Raw genomic sequence first — 18,524 nt, 5'->3', positions numbered from 1 at the left:
TTGTAGGAAACCCACAAAACTGCGGCGACACATTCTGTCGAGGCAACCCCCGCCCAGGTGACAGGAAAGCGGCATTCTTATGAACGTGCTTGCCATCGTTGCGCCCGGACAGGGCGCCCAGACCCCCGGTTTCCTGAGCCCTTGGCTCGCCGAGTCCGCCTTCGAGGCCCGGCTGCAGTGGTTGTCGACTGTTGCCAACCTCGACCTCGTGCACTACGGCACGGAGGCCGACGCCGAGACCATCCGCGACACGGCCATCGCGCAGCCCCTCCTCGTCGCGGCCGGCCTGCTGGCAGCCCTGGAACTGTTCCCCTCCCCCGCCGACGGCTTCCGCCGCACCGGCGTCGGGGCCGGCCACTCGGTCGGCGAGATCACCGCCGCGGCGGCGTCGGGTGTCCTCACCGCCGAGCAGGCGATGGTGTTCGTCCGCGAGCGGGGCAAGGCGATGGCCGAGGCGTCCGCGCTGCAGCCCACCGGCATGTCCGCCGTCATCGGCGGTGATGCCGACGAGGTGCTCGCCGCGATCGACAACTTCGGCCTGACCCCGGCCAACAACAACGGCAAGGGGCAGATCGTGGCCGCCGGCCCCATGGAACTGTTGGCCAAGCTCGCCGAGAACGCTCCGGCCAAGGCGCGCGTGCGGCCGCTGAGCGTCGCCGGCGCCTTCCACACGTCCTACATGCAGCCCGGCAAGGACCACCTCGCCAAGCTCGCGGGCGCCATCAGCACCCACGATCCGCGCACCGCCCTGCTGTCGAACGCCGACGGTCAGGTGGTGCAGTCGGGCCACGAGTTCCTGCGCCGCCTGGTCGACCAGGTGACGCTGCCCGTCCGCTGGGACCTGTGCATGCAGACCATGACCGACCTCGGCGTCACCGGCCTGCTCGAGTTGCCGCCGGCCAAGACGCTGACCGGCATCGCGAAGCGCAACATGAGCGGCGTCGAGCTGTTCAGTCTGAACACGCCGGACGACCTCCCGGCCGCGCGCGCCTTCGTCGAGAAGCACAGCGACCTTGAGGCGCATCACCGCCGCACGCCCAACACCACGTGGACGATGGTCGTGTCGCCCGCCAAGGGCGAGTTCGCCCCGGCCGACGACCTCGGGTCCGGCGCGACGCTGGAGCCCGGCGCCGTGGTCGGCGCGGTCGCGAACCTGCGCGAGTCCGTCGCGGTGCACACCGAGCACGGCGGCCAGATCACCGAGTGGCTCGTCGAGCCGGGCGACATCGTCAGCCCCGGCCAACCTCTCGTCCGCCTCTACCCCGCTCCGGAGGGAACCGAATGACCACCATCCAGGCCCGACCCGGCAGCCCCTACGCCCGGCTGTACTCGGTCGGCTCGGCGATCCCCTCGCGTGTCGTCGACAACGAGGAGATGTGCACCTACATCGACAGCTCCGACGAGTGGATCCAGCAGCGCACCGGCATCACCGAACGCCGCTGGATCGCCGAAGGTGAGGACGCCCAGTCGCTCGCCAAGAAGGCCGCCGAGTCGGCGATCGAGCGCTCCGGTCTCTCGCTCGACCAGATCGACGCCGTCATCGTCTCGACCGTCTCCCAGTACAAGCAGACCCCGGCGATGGCGCCCCTGCTGGCCGCCGACCTCGGCCTCCAGGACGCCGCGGCGTTCGACATCGGCGCCGCGTGTGCCGGCTTCTGCTACGGGGTCGCTCAGGCGGACGCCCTCGTCCGCTCCGGCGCGGCCACCCACGTCCTCGTCGTCGGCGTGGAGACCCTGTCGAAGATCACCGATCTGCACGACCGCTCCACCGCGTTCCTGTTCGCGGACGGCGCCGGCGCCGCGGTCGTCGGCCCGAGCGAGGTCAACGGCATCGGCCCGGTCGAGTGGGGCTCGGACGGCTACCAGGCCGAGGTCATCGACATGACGGCCGACTGGCTGACAGCCGTCGAGCAGGGCGTCCCCAGCTACGTCAAGATGAACGGCCAGGCGGTGTTCCGCTGGGCGACCGGGTACATCGCGGACGCCGCCAAGCGGACGCTCGAGGCCGCCGGGATCACCCCCGACCAGCTCGACTGCTTCATCCCGCACCAGGCGAACAACCGCATCACCGACTCGATGCTGCGCCACCTCAAGCTGCCCGAGAAGGTCGTGGTGGCGCGCACCATCAAGCAACTCGGCAACACGTCGGCGGCGTCCGTGCCGATCGCGATGGATGAGCTGCTGTCCTCCGGTCAGGCCAAGAGCGGCGACACCGCCCTGATCATCGGCTTCGGCGCCGGGCTCGTGTACGCGGGCCAGGTCGTCGTCCTGCCCTGATCACCACCAGATTCAACCGGCTCCGGCCGGAGTGAGCCCCAACCACACAAGAGGAGAACATCCATGGCTACCACCGAAGAGATCCGCACCCAGCTCGCCGAGCTCGTCAACGACGTCGCCGGTGTCCCGGTCGAGGACGTCCAGCTCGACAAGTCCTTCGTGGACGACCTCGACGTCGACTCCCTGGCGATGGTCGAGATCATCGTCGGCTGCGAGGAGAAGTTCGGCGTCACCATCCCCGACGAGGACTCCAAGAACCTCAAGACCGTGGGCGACGCCGTCGCCTACATCGAGAACCACAGCTGACCTCAGCGCACACGGCGCGCGGCGGTCGTCCGGCCGCCGCGCGCTCCCACCATCCACCTAACACGGAGGACCAATGACGGACGTAGTCATCACCGGCATGGGCGCCACCACGCCCCTGGGCGGAGACCTGGCGTCGACCTGGGACGGCCTCGTCGCCGGCCGGTCGGGCGTCGTCGCCCTCACCGACGAGTGGGCCGCACCGCTCGCCGTCCGCATCGCGGGCACGCTGGCCCAGGAGCCGTCGGAGAAGATCGACCGGGTGAAGGCGCGCCGTCTCGACCGCTCCGCTCAGGTCGCGCTCATCGCCGCCGAGGAGGCCTGGCACGACGCCGGCCTGGGCCTCGGCGAGGACAACCCCATCGACCCCGACCGCTTGGCCGTCTGCCTCGGCAGCGGCATCGGCGGCCTCCACGCGCTGCTCGACAACTGGGACAACTACCGCGACCGCGGACCGCGCCGGGTGAGCCCCTTCACCATCCCGATGCTGATGGCGAACGCGCCGGCGGCGAACGTCGCCCTGTTGGTGGGGGCGGCCGCGGCCGTCCACGCCCCCGTCTCGGCGTGTGCGTCGTCCAACGAGGCGATCTCGCTGGCCGTCGACCAGATCCGGCTCGGTCGCGCCGACGTCGTCGTCGCCGGCGGCGCCGAGGCGACCATCCATGCGCTCCCGCTGGCCGCGTTCGGGCAGATGCAGGCGCTCAGCAAGCGCAACGACGACCCGACCGCCGCGTCGCGTCCCTGGGACAAGGGACGCGACGGGTTCGTGCTGTCGGAGGGCTCCGCCGTCCTCGTGCTGGAGAGCCTCGAGCACGCCAAGGCGCGGGGCGCGAAGATCTACGGCACCGTGGCGGGCGCGGGCGTCTCCAACGACAACCACGACATCGTGCAGCCCGATCCCACCGGCCTCGGGCAGAGCTCCGCGATGCTGAAGGCGCTCCGCGAGAGCGGGCTCAGCGCGTCGGACATCAAGCACGTCAACGCGCACGGCACCTCGACCCCGCAGGGCGATGTCACCGAGGCCGTCTCGATCCGGCAGGCCTTGGGCGACGCCGTCGACGACTGCGTGGTCACCAGCACCAAGTCGATGACCGGGCACCTGCTCGGCGCGGCCGGCGCCCTGGAATCCGTCACCACGATGCTGGCGCTGCACCACCGCATCGTGCCGCCGACGATCAACCTGGAGGACCCCGAGGACGACCTCGGCATCGACATCGCCGCCAACGCCGCCCGCGAGCTGCCGGGCTCCGGCGAGCTGGCCGCGCTGAACAACTCGTTCGGTTTCGGCGGGTCGAACGTGGCCGTCGCCCTCACCACCGCCAACGCCACCGGGCGCTGAAAGGAGCACCATGACTGACACCCTCGCTCCCGCGAAGCCCCGCAAGGTGCCTCGCGAGGAGGATCCCCGTAACCCGAACTTCCGCCTCGCCGCGCTGATGGACGAGGGATCGCTCGCGCTCATCAGCCCGGACGACGGATCCGGCATGCTCGCCGCGACCGGCACCATCATGGGCTCCCCCGTCGTCGCCTTCTGCAGCGACGCCACCGTCATGGGCGGCGCGATGGGCCTGGCCGGCTGCGAGGTCGTCGTGCAGGCCTACCGTCGCGCGATGGTCGACCGCGTCCCGATCATCGGGATCTGGCACTCCGGTGGCGCCCGCCTCGGCGATGGCGTGCTGTCGCTGCACGGCGTGGGCGGCATCTTCCACGCGATGACGCAGGCCTCGGGCAAGATCCCGCAGGTCTCGATCGTGCTGGGCGCGGCCGCCGGCGGCGCCGCCTACGGGCCGGCGCTGACCGACGTGGTCATCATGGCGTCCACCGGCCGCATCTTCGTGACCGGCCCGGACGTCGTCCGGTCGGTGACCGGCGAGAACGTCGACATGGAGCGCCTCGGCGGCGTCGACACCCACGCGCGCCGCTCCGGCGTCGTGCACGTCACCGCCGAGAACGAGCCTGACGCGCTCGACAAGGGTCGCACCGTGGTGAACCTGCTCGCGGCCCAGGGCAGCATCGAGAAGGACATCGACGACGTCGACGTGACGCAGTTCCTGCCCGAGTCGCCCAAGCGGGCCTACGACGTGCACCCGCTCATCGAGGGCATCCTCGACGACGACACGTTCTTCGAGCTGCACGCGCGCTGGGCGCCGAACGTCACCGTCGGTCTCGGACGCCTCGGCGGCCGCACCGTCGGCGTCGTCGCCAACAACCCCCTGCGTCTCGGCGGCTGTCTCGACTCACTGTCGGCGGAGAAGGCCGCCCGCTTCGTGCGGTTCTGCGACACCTTCGGCGTGCCGCTCGTCGTGCTCGTGGACGTCCCGGGCTACCTGCCCGGCGTCGGTCAGGAGTGGGACGGCGTCGTGCGCCGCGGCGCCAAGCTGCTGCACGCGTTCGCCGAGGCCGTCGTCCCCCGCGTCACCCTGGTGACCCGCAAGGCCTACGGCGGCGCGTACATCGCGATGAACAGCCGCTCGCTCGGCGCGACCAAGGTGTTCGCCTGGCCGGGCGCCGAGGTGGCCGTGATGGGCCCGGTCGCGGCGATCCGCATCCTTCACCGGCGCAAGCTGGCCGAGGTGGAGCCGGACCGGCTCGCCGAGGTCGAGCAGGAGTTGGCCGACGAACACGCGCGCCTGGCCGGCGGCGTCGAGAAGGCCGTCGAGATCGGGGTCGTGGACGAGCTGCTGGAGCCCACCCGCACCCGCACCGCCATCGCCGACGCGATCCGCGCCGACGACGACGGCGTCCGCGGGCTGCACACGAACATTCCGTTGTGAGCACGCGTTCCTGACGGGCAGGACCCGGCACCGAGCACGGTGCCGGGTCCTGTTCTATCTGCGTCGAGTACCGGCGAGGCCGGACCTTCGCTGGCGGGTCAGGTCGCGCGGGCGATGCGGAAGTCCGGGAGAATCTTCCGACGCGCGAGGGTTCCGCGCCGGTGTCGCGAGGCCGGCGCGGCCCTCAGCCCACGCGGTGCAGCCAGCGCACCGGGGCACCGTCGCCGGCGAGGCGGAAGGGCTCGAGTTCGGCGTCCCAGGCGGAGCCGAGCAGCGCCTCGAGGGACGTGCGCAGCTGCGGGCCGTCCGGGTTCAGCAGCGCCGCGCGCAGGCGGTTCTCGTCGACGACGATGTCGCCGCTGGGGCTGGTGGCGGCGTGGAAGACCCCGAGGTTCGGCGTATAGGAGTAGCGGCACGCCTCCGCGGCCGCCGAGGCGTCCTCGGTGACCTCGAAGCGCAGCCGGGCCCACCGCATCATCGCGCTCGTGATGCGCGCGGCGGAGCCCGCCGGGCCGGTCCAGGCGTACTCGCAGCGGTAGCTGCCGGGCTCGACGGGCTGGGCGTCCCACTGGAGTTCCACGGGCGCGCCAAGGGCGCCGCCCACCGCCCACTCGACGTGTGGGCGCAGTGCGGACGGCGCGGAGTGGATCTGGACGATCCCGCGTGTCGTTGTCATGGCGTTTCCTCCCGGTTCGAGTGATGCCTTCCCCTGCACACTCACCGGACGAAACGCGCCTTGCCGCTTCATTGTGCCCCACAGACGGCGCCGGCGCCACATGGGTGAAGGGGTGGGGACGCGCGCGGCGAATCCGCCTGCCGGCAAGCGACTGCGACGGCAGCTGACAGCGTCGATGTCCGGCCGTCAGCGCCGAGACGCCGTCCTCAGCAACTCCTGCGCGTGGGCGCGCGAGGCGGCCGAGCCGTCCAGGCCGGCCATCATGCGGGCCAGCTCGTCGACGCGCGCCTCGTCGACGACCTCGCTGATGCCGGAGGTCGTCACCTGCCCGTCGCCGGACTTCGCCACCACGAACTGCCGGTCGGCGAACGCGGCCACCTGGGCGAGATGGGTGACGACGATGACCTGGGCGTGCTCGGCGAGCGCCGCCAGCCGACGCCCGATCTCCAGCGCCACCGAGCCGCCGACGCCGGCGTCGACCTCGTCGAAGATGAAGGTGTGCCCGTCGCTGCCGGCCGCGAGCACCACCTCGAGACCCAGCCGAACACGCGACAGCTCGCCGCCCGAAGCCACCTGGGCGAGCGGCGCAGGCTCCGAACCCGGGTTCGCGCTGAACAGCAGCGAGACCTGGTCGGCTCCGTGGGCGGTCAGGTCGGGCAGCGGCGTCAGCTCGAAGCTGAGCCGCGCCCGCGGCAGCGCCAGCGCTGCGAGCTCGCGCTCCACACGGGATGACAGCTCGGACGCGGCCTTCGTGCGCAGCCGGGTCATGGTGCCCGCGCGCTCGCGCAGGGAGGCGTCCATCGTCTCGATGAGGCCGTCGAGCTCCTGCACCCGGTCGTCGCTGCCGCCGAGCCGCGTGACGTCGCCGGCGGACCGCTGCGCCCAGGCCAGCACGTCGTCGACCGTGTCGCCGTACTTGCGGGTCAGGCCCTGCAACTCGGCCTGCCGCCCGGCGATCCATTCGAGGCGGAGCGGGTCGGCGTCCAGCCCGGCCAGGTAGCTGGCCAACTCCCCGGCGACGTCGTTGAGCACGTAGCCGGCCTCCTCGAGCCGCGTAAGCAACGACGGCACTTGCTCGTCGCTGTCGGCGGTGGTCGACAGCGCCTTGCGCGCCGCCCCGAGCAGGCCGAGCACGTGCGGCTGGTCGTCGAAGGACTCGTCGTCACCGGCAAGCGCGACCAGGGCGTCCCGGGCGGCGGCGCGCAGGTCGTCGACGGCCTGCAGCCGGCGGGCCTCCACCCGCAACGCCTCGTCCTCCCCGGGTTGCGGGTCGACCTTCTCGATCTCGGTGAGCCCGAATTCGAGCATCGCCAGCTCGCGCGCCCGGGCCTGCGCCTCGCCGACGAGGGCGGCACGCTCGGCCGTCCAGGCCCGCAACTGGGCGAAGTCGGTGCGGAACCCGTCGGCCAACGCGGCGAAGTCGGGTCCGGCGAAGGCGTCCAGCACCTCGCGCTGCCGCTCGGACGTGCCGAGGCGCAACTGCTCGGACTGACCGTGGATCGTGACCCGCTCCCCCACCAACTCGCTGAGCGATGCGACCGGCACCTGGACGCCTCCGGCCTGCGCCCGCGACCGGCTGGGGGTGAGCACGCGGGTGAGGATGACCTCGCCGTCGTCGTCGGCGCCGCCGAGTTCGTCCAGGCGGGCAGCCAGGGCGGCGTCCCCCTCGAGACGTCCCTCGACGACGGCCCGCTCGGCGCCGTGCCGGATCAGGCGCGAGCCGGCCTTGCCGCCGAGCAACAGCCCGAGGCCGGTGACGATCATGGTCTTGCCCGCGCCGGTCTCACCGGTCACGGCGGTGAAGCCGGGCCCGAGCTCGAGGATGGCGTCGTCGATCACGCCCAGGTTGGTGATGTGCAGGTGGGAGAGCATGGCTACGCGTCCCGGGACTGGTGCCCCATCTCGACGCCGGGGCTGCGTTCGTCCGATCCGCGCCAGCCGGCCACGGGAAGCTCGAATTTGCGCACGAGGCGTTCGACGAACGGCGCGCTGTCGAGCCGGGCCAACTTGAGCCGCAGGTCGCTGCGTCGGATGCGGACGACGGTGCTCGCCTTCGCGTCCGTCGAGCGCCGCCCGTCGCACCACAGGACGCCGCCCGGACCCTGCGACGGCAGCATGGTGATGGCGATCTCCGAGTGCGGGCTGAGCACCAGCGGCCGGGCGAACAGCGCGTGCGCCAGCAGCGGGACCACGAGCAGCGCCTCCAGGTCGGGCCAGAGCACCGGCCCCTGGGCGGAGAACGCGTACGCGGTGGACCCGGTCGGCGTCGAGACGAGGACGCCGTCGGTGCCCCAGCGCTGCAGCGGCCGGTTGTCGATCTCGACGAGCACCTCGATCATGCGCTCACGGGCGGCCTTTTCCAGCGACACCTCGTTGATCGCGAACGATTGCCAGATCGGCTCCCCGTCCCGTTCGGCGAAGTGCCGGACGTCGAGGCAGAGCCGCTCCTCGACCGTGTAGCGCTTCTCGACGACGCTGCGGATCAGGCTGTCGAACTGGCTCGGCTCGAGCTCGGCCAGGAACCCGACGTGGCCCAGGTTGACGCCGAGGATCGGCACCCCCGCCGGCACCGCCCACTCCGCCGCACGCAGAATGGTGCCGTCGCCACCGAAGACGACGACGAGCTCGAGGTCGACCCGGTCATCTTCGAGCCGCAACTCGTGGATCGTCACGTCATCGCCGAGGTCCGCGCTGATCGCCTCGTAGGTCTCCGTCCGCAGCCAGCACTCCACGCCGAACCCGGAAACCGCGGAGATGAAGTCGACGGCTGCCTGGACGGCCTGCTGCCGCTTGGTGTGCACCGAGATGGCGATGTTCCGTTGGGTCACGGGCTTCACCCTAACCGTCGGCTACGACAAATCCGCCGATCGGGCGGACCCGTGCCGCAATTCCACGAAGAACTCCACGTTGCCCTCGCCGCCCGGCAAGGGGCTGCGCCCGCGCCACACGCACGCCCAGCCCAGCCGCTCGGCGTCCGCAACGACGAGGTCCACCGCGTCCTCCCGGGCCGCGTCGTTCACGACCACCCCGCGGGAGTCCAGCCCGGCGCGTCCGACCTCGAACTGCGGCTTCACCATGAGGAGCGCCACCCCGTCGGGGCGCAGCACGGCGAGCATCGGCTCGACGAGAAGGCGCAGGGAGATGAACGAGACGTCCGCGACGAGGACATCGACGGGCTCGCCGTCCACGTCGGCGAGGGTGAGATCGCGCAGGTTCAGATGCTCGCGGGCGGTGACGCGCGGGTCGCGGCGCAGTTCGTCCACCAGCTGGCCGGTGCCCACATCGACGGCGTAGACGTGGTCGCAACCGCGCTCCAGCAGCACCTGTGTGAAGCCGCCCGTGGACGCACCGGCATCCAGCGCGCGGCCCGAGACCGCGAGACCGGCCTCGTCCAGTGCGCCCAGCAGCTTGTGCGCGGCGCGGGAGACGTACCGGTCGGTCGGCGCGCCCAGCTCGTCGTCGGGGCCCACCGGCGTGGACGGCCGCAGGACCGCTCGGCCGTTCACCAGCACCTCGCCGGAGCGGATCAGGTCGCGCGCCTGGCCACGCGAGCGCGCGAGCCCGCGCTGGACGAGGGCGACGTCCACCCGCTGCCGGTCGTCCACCTCAGCGGCGGGGCTGGGGCTGCTGCGCCTCAGTCAGCACCTGCTGGACGGTCTCCAACGCCCGGGCGAGCTGCTCGTGGTGCGTGTCGGCGTCGCCGGTGAGATCGACGGACGCCAGCGCCGCGTCGATGCGCTCGTGCCCTGTGACCGGACGCTCGTCGCTCATCGGATGCGATCCAGCTTCTCCAGGACGGGCGCCGGGTCGGTGACGATGCCGGCCCACGTGAGCTGCGCGAGCGCCCACACCGCGTCCAGCTGCTCTTCGGGACCGCCGAGGTCGCCCTGCACGGACGCGACGCCCCGGTCGTCGGCCTCGACGACGACCTCGCGACACGTCGCTCGCCGACCCTCGACACGTGCCTCGCGGCGCGGCTCCAGGAGGGAGCGGACGTCGAGCCCGATGCTCGTCGGACGCTGCGCCTCGACGGCCTCGACCAGGTCCTGCTTGCCGTGGGCCCCGGTGAAGACGAGGAACGACTCCATCCCCACCCCGACGGCGCCGGCGATGTCGGTGTCGAGGCGGTCGCCGACGAAGATCGGATTCGTCGCCCCGGTGCGCCGGACGGCCTCCTCCATGAGAGGCGCGTACGGCTTGCCGATGATCGTCGGGCGGACCTTCACGGTCGCGCCGACCGCGTCCACCGCCGCGCCGGCGCCGGGAACGAGCCCGCGGTCGGTGGGTCGCGTGGAATCGGTGTTCGTGGCGAACCAGCGCGCGCCCCCCTGGACGGCGTAGCCGGCCTCGTCGAGCCGCGGCCAGGTCATTTCGGGGTCGTACCCCTGGATGACAGCGACCGGATCGTCCTTGGCGCCGGTGACGGCGGTGAAGCCCGCGCCGGTGATTTCGTCGACCAGGTTCTGGGTTCCCGCGACCAGGATCTTCGCCCCGGGCTCCAGTTCGCGCCGCAGGTAGCCGGCGGCGGCTTGGGCGCTGGTGATGACGTCGTCGAGCGTGCTCGGGAACCCGAGCCGGGTGAGTTGGTCGACCACCGTCTGCGCCGGGCGCGCCGCGTTGTTCGTCACGAAGATCGTCCGGACGCCCCGCTCGCGGAGAGTCGCCACGCCCTCCGGCGCGCCCTCGACGGCCGCCGGGCCGAGGTAGATCACGCCGTCCAGGTCGAAGAAGGCGACGTCGTGGCCCTCGATAACGGGTCGTGTCATGCCCGGTCCTCCTCGTTGTCGTCCCCGCCGGGCGTGTGGTCGCCAGAGGGCTCGTCCTCGACCTTAGCGACCTGGGGCCGGTCCCGTTCGGACGACGGCGGTTCCGGCTCGGACGCCGGCCGTTCCGGTTCGGACGCCGGGGGCGTTTCACCCGCCGCGTCCATATCTCGCGCCGCGTCCGCGTCGGCGTCGGCGTCGGACACACTCTCGGCGCCATCCGCGTCGGCATCAGACACCCCGTCCGCGTCATCCGCGTCGGCACCAGACACCCCGTCCGCGTCTCCCGCGTCGGCACCAGACACCCCGTCCGCGTCATCCGCGTCGGCACCAGACACCCCGTCCGCGTCTCCCCCGTCCGCGCCCATCAGGTCGTCCTCGTCGAGTTCGAGCACCATGCCCTGCAGGACAGCCAGGCGGTCGGCGGCATCGGTCTCGCCCTCGGCGTCAAGGGCGTCGGTCGCCGCGAACCACCGCTCGGCGTTCTCGGTGTCCCCCGTGCGCTCGAGCAGGTCGGCATAGCCGTAACGCAACCGGGCGCGGACCAACCGCGAGCCCTTGCCTCCGCTGGATTCGATCTCGTTCTTGAGCAGGCGCAACGCCTCTTCGGGCTGTTCCATGTCGAGGCGCGCGCCCGCCTCGACCAGGCGCAGCTCGACCCGCTGGGCGAAGTCCGGCGCCGCGGCCAGGCCCTCGCGGACGAGTGCCAGCGCCCGCTCCGGACGGCCCAGCGCGCGCTCGCAGTCGGCCATGGCCGCCAGGTACTCCTCGCCCCCGCTCATCCTCCGCAGCGCGCGGAACTCGTTCAGCGCCACTGCGTACTCGCCCGCGGCGTAGGCCGCCTCGCCGGTCGCCTCGCGGGTCACAGGCAACCGTGCCGCGCGCCGCCGCGCGGCCTCGGCGTGCGCGTAGGCGAGCTGCGGGTCCGTGTCGAGCAACTTGCCCGCCATCAGCAGATGGGCGCCCACCACGTCGGCCCGCTCGCTCGTCAGCGAACGAAGCTCCGCCCGGACGGCGCGGGGCAGTTCGCGCAGGTCGAGGTCGCGCGGGGTCGCGGGCTCGTTCTCCTTTGCGGCGAGGCCGGGACGGGGCGGCTCCCGATGCTCGGCATCCCTGTGATCGTCGTGGACGTCGTCTCGACGCGGGCTGTCTTGTCGGTTGTCGCGGCGGGAACGATCCTCGCGGTCGAAGCGACCGCCTCGACGGTCACCTTGGTTGAACCGCTCATCGCGACCCGGCCGTTCGCCCTGCCCCGAGCGAGCGGCTCGCGGACGATCGCCGCGGTCGTCCCGGCGGGGACGGTCGTCACGGTCGAAACCGCCGTCCCGGCGCGCGTCGCGATCCAAACGCCCACCTCGCCGCCCGTCTCGGTCGAAGCGGTCGTTCCGGCGCGGCCGGTCGGCACGCTCGAAACGGTCACCGCGGTTGTCGCGGCGCGGACGATCGTCGCGGTTAAACCCGCCCTCGCGACGCGGACGCTCGTCCCGATTGAACCCCCCCTCGCGGCGCGGACGGTCATCTCGATTGAACCCCCCCTCACGGCGCGGACGATCATCCCGATTGAACCGATCATCCTGGCGCGGCCGGTCGCCACGCTCGAAACGGTCGCCGCGGTTGTCCCGGCGCTGGCGGTCGTCCCGGTTGAACCCACCGTCGCGGCGCGGCCGGTCGTCCCGGTTGAACCCACCGTCGCGGCGCGGACCCTCGTTCCGGTTGAACCCAGCCTCACGGCGCGGACGCTGATCGCGATCGAAGCGCCCGCCGCGGCGATCGTCCCCAGCAGAACGTTCATAGCGGTCACCGCGCTGCTGGCCGCCGTCTCTACCGAACTTGTCTCCACCGCCGTTGTCCCGGCTTGCTCGCCCGTCGCGGGAGAAACGCTCGTCACGCGAGGAATAGGACCGTCCGCGGTCCCCGCCGCGAGGCCGGTCCCCTCGGGCAGAACGTTCACCGGCGGATCCGGAATCGAAGGAGCGGCGGCTTGACGACGAGGACCGCTCCCCGCCGTCCCCGCGCCACGACCCTCGGGAGTCTTTGCCGCGCCCTCGGCTCCACGAGCCCCGGCTCTGCTCCCCGCCGCTTCCACCGTTGCGGGCGCCTCGGCCGTAGCCCGCGCCGCCGGACGGCCGGCTCGCGCTCGGACGACCCTGTCGGCGCCGGTCCTTCGAATCCCCACTGTATTGATCTGCCACCCCCATAGTTTGCCCGTCCGACACCCGCCGGACCAACCTCGCAGGGCGACGGTGGGGCCACAGGCACAGGGCGGCGATCGCCTCGGCCTCCATCGCAGCCTCACCCGATGGACATGGGACGGCCCCGCAGCGGGAAAGGCTCGTTATAGGCAACTGTCCCCCGTAACGGTTGTTACGGGGGACTGTTGTTGTGTGTCCGGCGATGACCTACTCTCCCACACACCAGCGTGTGCAGTACCATCGGCGCTGAAAGGCTTAGCTTCCGGGTTCGGAATGGGGCCGGGCGTTTCCCTTTCGCCATTATCACCGAAACGACTATTCATTTATCAATCCCCACCCGCCGGGTGGGGGGAACATCACAGACACTCCGGCCACCCCGGACCGGGGTGGTGTGTTGTCTGGGAATCGTATAGCGGACGCGAAACATCTTGCAGCAATCATCTGCGTCAAGACATGTTTTTGGTGGTGTGACAAGCCCTCGGCCTATTAGTAACAGTCAGCTCCACACATTACTGTGCTTCCACATCTGTCCTATCAACCCGGTCGTCTCCCGGGGGCCTTACCAACAAAATGTTGTGAGAGTCCTCATCTTGAAGCGTGCTTCCCGCTTAGATGCTTTCAGCGGTTATCACTTCCCAACGTAGCCAACCAGCCGTGCACCTGGCGGTACAACTGGCACACCAGAGGTTAGTCCGTCCCGGTCCTCTCGTACTAAGGACAGCACTTCTCAAGACTCTTACGCGCGCAGCGGATAGGGACCGAACTGTCTCACGACGTTCTAAACCCAGCTCGCGTGCCGCTTTAATGGGCGAACAGCCCAACCCTTGGGACCGACTCCAGCCCCAGGATGCGACGAGCCGACATCGAGGTGCCAAACCATGCCGTCGCTATGGACGCTCGGGCAAGATCAGCCTGTTATCCCCGGGGTACCTTTTATCCGTTGAGTGACGGCGCTTCCACATGCCACCGTCAGATCACTAGTCCCGACTTTCGTCCCTGCTCGACCTGTCAGTCTCACAGTCAAGCTCCCTTGTGCACTTACACTCAACACCTGATTGCCAACCAGGCTGAGGGAACCTTTGGGCGCCTCCGTTACCTTTTAGGAGGCGACCGCCCCAGTCAAACTACCCATCAGGCACTGTCCCTGAACCAGATCATGGCCCGAAGTTAGATATCCAGAACAACCAGAGTGGTATTTCAACGATGACTCCACAACCACTAGCGTGACCGCTTCACAGTCTCCCACCTATCCTACACAAGCTGTACCGAACACCAATACCAAACTATAGTAAAGGTCCCGGGGTCTTTCCGTCCTGCTGCGCGTAACGAGCATCTTTACTCGTAATGCAATTTCGCCGAGTTCGTGGTGGAGACAGCGCCCAAATCGTTACTCCATTCGTGCAGGTCGGAACTTACCCGACAAGGAATTTCGCTACCTTAGGATGGTTATAGTTACCACCGCCGTTTACTGGGGCTTAAGTTCACCGCTTCGCTCACGCTAACAGTTCCCCTTAACCTTCCAGCACCGGGCAGGAGTCAGTCCGTATACATCGTCTTACAACTTCGCACGGACCTGTGTTTTTAGTAAACAGTCGCTTGGGCCTGGTCTCTGCGACCATCACCGCTACCAACCGCAAAGGGCTGTCACGGATCAGGTCCCCCTTATCCCGAAGTTACGGGGGTATTTTGCCGAGTTCCTTCACCACGATTCTCTCGATCGCCTCGGTATTCTCTACCAATCCACCTGTGTCGGTTTAGGGTACGGGCGGCTCACAACTCGCTCACGAAGCTTTTCTCGGCAGCATAGGATCACCCACACCACACACACGTGTGCAGTGCCATCAAGTCTCAGACACACAGCGCACGGATTTACCTACACGCCGTCCTACACTCTTAGCCCGGGACAACCATCGCCCGGGATGGGCTACCTTCCTGCGTCCCTCCGCAGCTTGCCTACTACAAGATCAGGTCACAGACTCACCCGCCATCACCCGAAGGATCCGACAGACTCGCATGCTTAGTCTCACTCGCCTCGGCAGGATCGTTGTTTCGCCGGTACCAGAATATCAACTGGTTGTCCATCGACTACGCCTGTCGGCCTCGCCTTAGGTCCCGACTTACCCAGGGAAGATTAGCTTGACCCTGGAACCCTTGGATATTCGGCGGACGGGTTTCTCACCCGTCATTCGCTACTCATGCCTGCATTCTCACTCGTGTGAACTCCACGATCGGGTCACCCCACCGCTTCACCGCACACACGACGCTCCCCTACCCACCACACATAACGTGCGGCGCCACAGCTTCGGCGGATTACTTGAGCCCCGCTACATTGTCGGCGCAGAATCACTTGACCAGTGAGCTATTACGCACTCTTTCAAGGATGGCTGCTTCCAAGCCAACCTCCTGGTTGTCTTCGCAACTCCACATCCTTTTCCACTTAGTAACCACTTAGGGGCCTTAGCTGATGATCTGGGCTGTTTCCCTCTCGACTATGAAGCTTATCCCCCACAGTCTCACTGCCGCCCTCAACCTTACCGGCATTCGGAGTTTGGCTGATTTCGGTAAGCTGTTAAGCCCCCTAGACCATCCAGTGCTCTACCTCCGGCAAGAAACAGGCGACGCTGCACCTAAATGCATTTCGGGGAGAACCAGCTATCACGAAGTTTGATTGGCCTTTCACCCCTATCCACAGCTCATCCCCTCGGTTTTCAACCCAAGTGGGTTCGGGCCTCCACGACGTCTTACCGTCGCTTCACCCTGGCCATGGATAGATCACTTCGCTTCGGGTCTAGAGTGCGCGACTCAACCGCCCTATTCGGACTCGCTTTCGCTACGGCTCCCCCACACGGGTTAACCTCGCCACACACCACTAACTCGCAGGCTCATTCTTCAAAAGGCACGCCGTCACCCCGCAAGGCTCCGACGGATTGTAGGCGACCGGTTTCAGGTACTATTTCACTCCCCTCCCGGGGTACTTTTCACCTTTCCCTCACGGTACTCGTGCACTATCGGTCATCAAGGAGTATTTAGGCTTAGCGGGTGGTCCCGCCAGATTCACACGGAATTTCAGGGGTTCCGTACTACTTGGGGTCCATCCAAGGAAGACCACACCATACGCCTACGGGACTATCACCCACTCTGGTCTGCCATTCCAGACAGTTCAACTTCGACGCAGTTTTATCACTCCCCGGCCGGTCAACAGCCCGACCACGAACGGCCCCACAACACCACACATGCAACACCTGTCAGCTCTCACACACGCGCGGTTTAGCCTCCTCCGCTTTCGCTCGCCACTACTCACGGAATCACGGTTGTTTTCTTCTCCTATGGGTACTGAGATGTTTCACTTCCCCACGTTCCCTCCCACTGCCCTATACATTCAGACAGGGGTCGCCGGACACAACTCCGGTTACCTTCGAGGTTTCCCTATTCGGACATCCACGGATCACAGCTCGTTTACCAACTCCCCGTGGCTTATCGCAGGTTACAACGTCCTTCATCGGCTCTTGATGCCAAGGCATCCACCGATCGCCCTTAGTAGCTTGTCACCAAAAAACATCCAACACAGACAAAAAACTACAAAAGATGCTCGCGTCCACTATACAATTCTCAAACAACACACAAACCAACCCGACCAACCCTTAGGCCAGCCAGCGAAGATCCGCCACAGAAACAACCACAACCAACGGCTGCGGAAGCCTCAAAACCCAACAACGTGCCCCACAAACCCATGCCGCCACCGGCCACCCGTTCCACACCCACCCCACAAGGGCCGGCAGTACTAGACGCGCCAACAACAAACACAAGCCTGCATCATCAATGCCTCCACAAAAACAAACCCCCACCCCGCCCACACACAACGGTGGAACCAAGAGTGCAAACTAACCACCACCCACCCACAAGGATGCGTGGCGATCAAAAAGGGCTCCTTAGAAAGGAGGTGATCCAGCCGCACCTTCCGGTACGGCTACCTTGTTACGACTTAGTCCTAATTACCGATCCCACCTTCGACGGCTCCCCCCACAAGGGTTAGGCCACCGGCTTCGGGTGTTACCGACTTTCATGACTTGACGGGCGGTGTGTACAAGGCCCGGGAACGTATTCACCGCAGCGTTGCTGATCTGCGATTACTAGCGACTCCGACTTCATGGGGTCGAGTTGCAGACCCCAATCCGAACTGAGACTGGCTTTAAGGGATTCGCTCCACCTCACGGCATCGCAACCCTCTGTACCAGCCATTGTAGCATGCGTGAAGCCCTGGACATAAGGGGCATGATGACTTGACGTCATCCCCACCTTCCTCCGAGTTGACCCCGGCAGTCTCCTATGAGTTCCCGGCCGAACCGCTGGCAACATAGGACGAGGGTTGCGCTCGTTGCGGGACTTAACCCAACATCTCACGACACGAGCTGACGACAGCCATGCACCACCTGTAAACCGGCCAAAAAGGCACAACCATCTCTGGCTGCTTCCGGCATATGTCAAACCCAGGTAAGGTTCTTCGCGTTGCATCGAATTAATCCGCATGCTCCGCCGCTTGTGCGGGCCCCCGTCAATTCCTTTGAGTTTTAGCCTTGCGGCCGTACTCCCCAGGCGGGGCACTTAATGCGTTAGCTACGGCACGGAGAACGTGGAAGTCCCCCACACCTAGTGCCCACCGTTTACGGCGTGGACTACCAGGGTATCTAAGCCTGTTTGCTCCCCACGCTTTCGCTCCTCAGCGTCAGGAAAGGTCCAGAGAACCGCCTTCGCCACCGGTGTTCCTCCTGATATCTGCGCATTCCACCGCTCCACCAGGAATTCCGTTCTCCCCTACCTTCCTCAAGTCTGCCCGTATCGAAAGCAAGCACAGAGTTAAGCCCCGTGTTTTCACATCCGACGCGACAAACCACCTACGAGCTCTTTACGCCCAATAAATCCGGACAACGCTCGCACCCTACGTATCACCGCGGCTGCTGGCACGTAGTTAGCCGGTGCTTCTTTACCAGGTACCGTCACAAAAGCTTCGTCCCCGGCGAAAGCGGTTTACAACCCGAAGGCCGTCATCCCGCACGCGGCGTTGCTGCATCAGGCTTCCGCCCATTGTGCAATATTCCCCACTGCTGCCTCCCGTAGGAGTCTGGGCCGTATCTCAGTCCCAGTGTGGCCGGTCGCCCTCTCAGGCCGGCTACCCGTCGAAGCCTTGGTACGCCATCACCGCACCAACAAGCTGATAGGCCGCGAGCCCATCCCCCACCAAAAAATCTTTCAACCCACCACCATGCGGCAACAGGTCATATCCGGTATTAGCCACCGTTTCCGGCGGTTATCCCAAAGTGAAGGGCAGGTTACTCACGTGTTACTCACCCGTTCGCCACTAATCCAAACCCCGAAGAGTCCTTCATCGTTCGACTTGCATGTGTTAAGCACGCCGCCAGCGTTCGTCCTGAGCCAGGATCAAACTCTCCATCGAAAAAACAAAGAGCAAGACCATGACAAAAAACCAGAAAAACTGGCATCAATCACTAATCAATCACTCAAAGAAACCTGTAACCCAACC

The 18,524-nt window shown here is 67.3% G+C and carries 13 protein-coding genes and 3 rRNA genes; 6 read left to right on the top strand and 10 right to left on the bottom strand.

All coding sequences use genetic code 11. The annotated features are described in order from the left end of the window. Positions 1-85 precede the first annotated feature (85 nt). The 5 genes from BN1187_RS06510 (at position 86) to BN1187_RS06490 (ending at position 5,354) form a co-directional block, all read left to right on the top strand. Complete coding sequence (locus BN1187_RS06510; protein ID WP_040162505.1) at positions 86-1,285, top strand: acyltransferase domain-containing protein; 1,200 nt, start codon at positions 86-88, stop codon at positions 1,283-1,285. Next, entirely contained in the window at positions 1,282-2,277 is a 996-nt protein-coding gene (locus BN1187_RS06505) for a beta-ketoacyl-ACP synthase III (RefSeq protein WP_040160285.1), read from the top strand. Before BN1187_RS06510 ends, BN1187_RS06505 begins: the two co-directional genes overlap by 4 nt. Positions 2,278-2,340: 63 nt before the next feature. After that, a complete protein-coding gene (locus BN1187_RS06500) occupies positions 2,341-2,583 on the top strand; it encodes an acyl carrier protein (protein WP_040160283.1) in 243 nt (80 codons plus the stop codon). A 73-nt stretch (positions 2,584-2,656) separates the two neighbouring features. Next, positions 2,657-3,919 carry a beta-ketoacyl-[acyl-carrier-protein] synthase family protein gene (locus tag BN1187_RS06495; protein ID WP_040160280.1) on the top strand — a complete coding sequence of 421 codons (1,263 nt, stop codon included), beginning with the start codon at positions 2,657-2,659 and terminating at the stop codon, positions 3,917-3,919. 10 nt (positions 3,920-3,929) lie between these two features. Then, the gene (locus BN1187_RS06490) at positions 3,930-5,354 is read left to right on the top strand and encodes an acyl-CoA carboxylase subunit beta (protein ID WP_040160277.1); all 1,425 of its coding nucleotides are present in this window, start codon (positions 3,930-3,932) and stop codon (positions 5,352-5,354) included. Between the two features lie 184 nt (positions 5,355-5,538). On the opposite strand, the gene BN1187_RS06485 is transcribed toward BN1187_RS06490, so the two are convergent. From BN1187_RS06485 to BN1187_RS13820, 7 genes are all read right to left on the bottom strand, one after another. Then, on the bottom strand, positions 5,539-6,030 hold the full coding sequence (locus BN1187_RS06485; protein ID WP_040160274.1) for a DUF3145 domain-containing protein: 492 nt from the start codon (positions 6,028-6,030) through the stop codon (positions 5,539-5,541). A 186-nt stretch (positions 6,031-6,216) separates the two neighbouring features. Then, positions 6,217-7,902, bottom strand: coding sequence for a DNA repair protein RecN (gene recN / locus BN1187_RS06480; RefSeq protein ID WP_040160272.1), 1,686 nt, complete (start codon positions 7,900-7,902; stop codon positions 6,217-6,219). A 2-nt stretch (positions 7,903-7,904) separates the two neighbouring features. Beyond that, the gene (locus BN1187_RS06475; RefSeq protein WP_040160270.1) at positions 7,905-8,858 is read right to left on the bottom strand and encodes an NAD kinase; all 954 of its coding nucleotides are present in this window, start codon (positions 8,856-8,858) and stop codon (positions 7,905-7,907) included. Positions 8,859-8,879: 21 nt separating this feature from the next. After that, on the bottom strand, positions 8,880-9,635 hold the full coding sequence (locus tag BN1187_RS06470) for a TlyA family RNA methyltransferase (protein WP_040160268.1): 756 nt from the start codon (positions 9,633-9,635) through the stop codon (positions 8,880-8,882). 1 nt (position 9,636) lies between these two features. Continuing rightward, positions 9,637-9,801: a hypothetical protein gene (locus BN1187_RS14250; protein WP_157754752.1), complete on the bottom strand. Its 165-nt coding sequence runs from the start codon at positions 9,799-9,801 to the stop codon at positions 9,637-9,639. After that, complete coding sequence (locus tag BN1187_RS06465; RefSeq protein ID WP_040160264.1) at positions 9,798-10,796, bottom strand: HAD-IIA family hydrolase; 999 nt, start codon at positions 10,794-10,796, stop codon at positions 9,798-9,800. Before BN1187_RS06465 ends, BN1187_RS14250 begins: the two co-directional genes overlap by 4 nt. Continuing rightward, positions 10,793-11,743, bottom strand: a complete 951-nt coding sequence (locus tag BN1187_RS13820; protein WP_147675087.1) for a hypothetical protein — start codon at positions 11,741-11,743, stop codon at positions 10,793-10,795. The genes BN1187_RS06465 and BN1187_RS13820 overlap by 4 nt, the downstream gene beginning before the upstream one ends. 174 nt (positions 11,744-11,917) lie before the next feature. On the opposite strand from BN1187_RS13820, the gene BN1187_RS13815 reads away from it, so the two are divergent. Then, positions 11,918-12,778: a hypothetical protein gene (locus BN1187_RS13815; protein ID WP_147675086.1), complete on the top strand. Its 861-nt coding sequence runs from the start codon at positions 11,918-11,920 to the stop codon at positions 12,776-12,778. 401 nt (positions 12,779-13,179) lie between these two features. Here the strand turns inward: BN1187_RS13815 and rrf are convergent. The 3 genes from rrf to BN1187_RS06445 form a co-directional block, all read right to left on the bottom strand. Further along, positions 13,180-13,296, bottom strand: a 5S ribosomal RNA gene (rrf, locus tag BN1187_RS06455). A gap of 155 nt (positions 13,297-13,451) precedes the next feature. After that, positions 13,452-16,533 (bottom strand): 23S ribosomal RNA (locus BN1187_RS06450). Positions 16,534-16,918: 385 nt separating this feature from the next. Further along, a 16S ribosomal RNA gene (locus BN1187_RS06445) occupies positions 16,919-18,437 on the bottom strand. The 16S, 23S and 5S rRNA genes sit together here, the layout of an rRNA operon. Between the last annotated feature and the right edge of the window lie 87 nt (positions 18,438-18,524).

Source organism: Nigerium massiliense (genome assembly GCF_000826085.1).
Classification (GTDB): domain Bacteria; phylum Actinomycetota; class Actinomycetes; order Propionibacteriales; family Propionibacteriaceae; genus Propioniciclava; species Propioniciclava massiliense.
This window is presented reverse-complemented; position numbering and strand designations above follow the sequence as displayed.

Coding starts and splice junctions, on each gene's coding strand:
- recN (WP_040160272.1), bottom strand. CDS start 7,902: ATGCTCTCCCACCTGCACATCACCAACCTGGGCGTGATCGACGACGCC.
- BN1187_RS06465 (WP_040160264.1), bottom strand. CDS start 10,796: ATGACACGACCCGTTATCGAGGGCCACGACGTCGCCTTCTTCGACCTG.
- BN1187_RS13820 (WP_147675087.1), bottom strand. CDS start 11,743: ATGGCGGGCAAGTTGCTCGACACGGACCCGCAGCTCGCCTACGCGCAC.
- BN1187_RS14250 (WP_157754752.1), bottom strand. CDS start 9,801: ATGAGCGACGAGCGTCCGGTCACAGGGCACGAGCGCATCGACGCGGCG.
- BN1187_RS06485 (WP_040160274.1), bottom strand. CDS start 6,030: ATGACAACGACACGCGGGATCGTCCAGATCCACTCCGCGCCGTCCGCA.
- BN1187_RS06495 (WP_040160280.1), top strand. CDS start 2,657: ATGACGGACGTAGTCATCACCGGCATGGGCGCCACCACGCCCCTGGGC.
- BN1187_RS06505 (WP_040160285.1), top strand. CDS start 1,282: ATGACCACCATCCAGGCCCGACCCGGCAGCCCCTACGCCCGGCTGTAC.
- BN1187_RS06500 (WP_040160283.1), top strand. CDS start 2,341: ATGGCTACCACCGAAGAGATCCGCACCCAGCTCGCCGAGCTCGTCAAC.
- BN1187_RS06490 (WP_040160277.1), top strand. CDS start 3,930: ATGACTGACACCCTCGCTCCCGCGAAGCCCCGCAAGGTGCCTCGCGAG.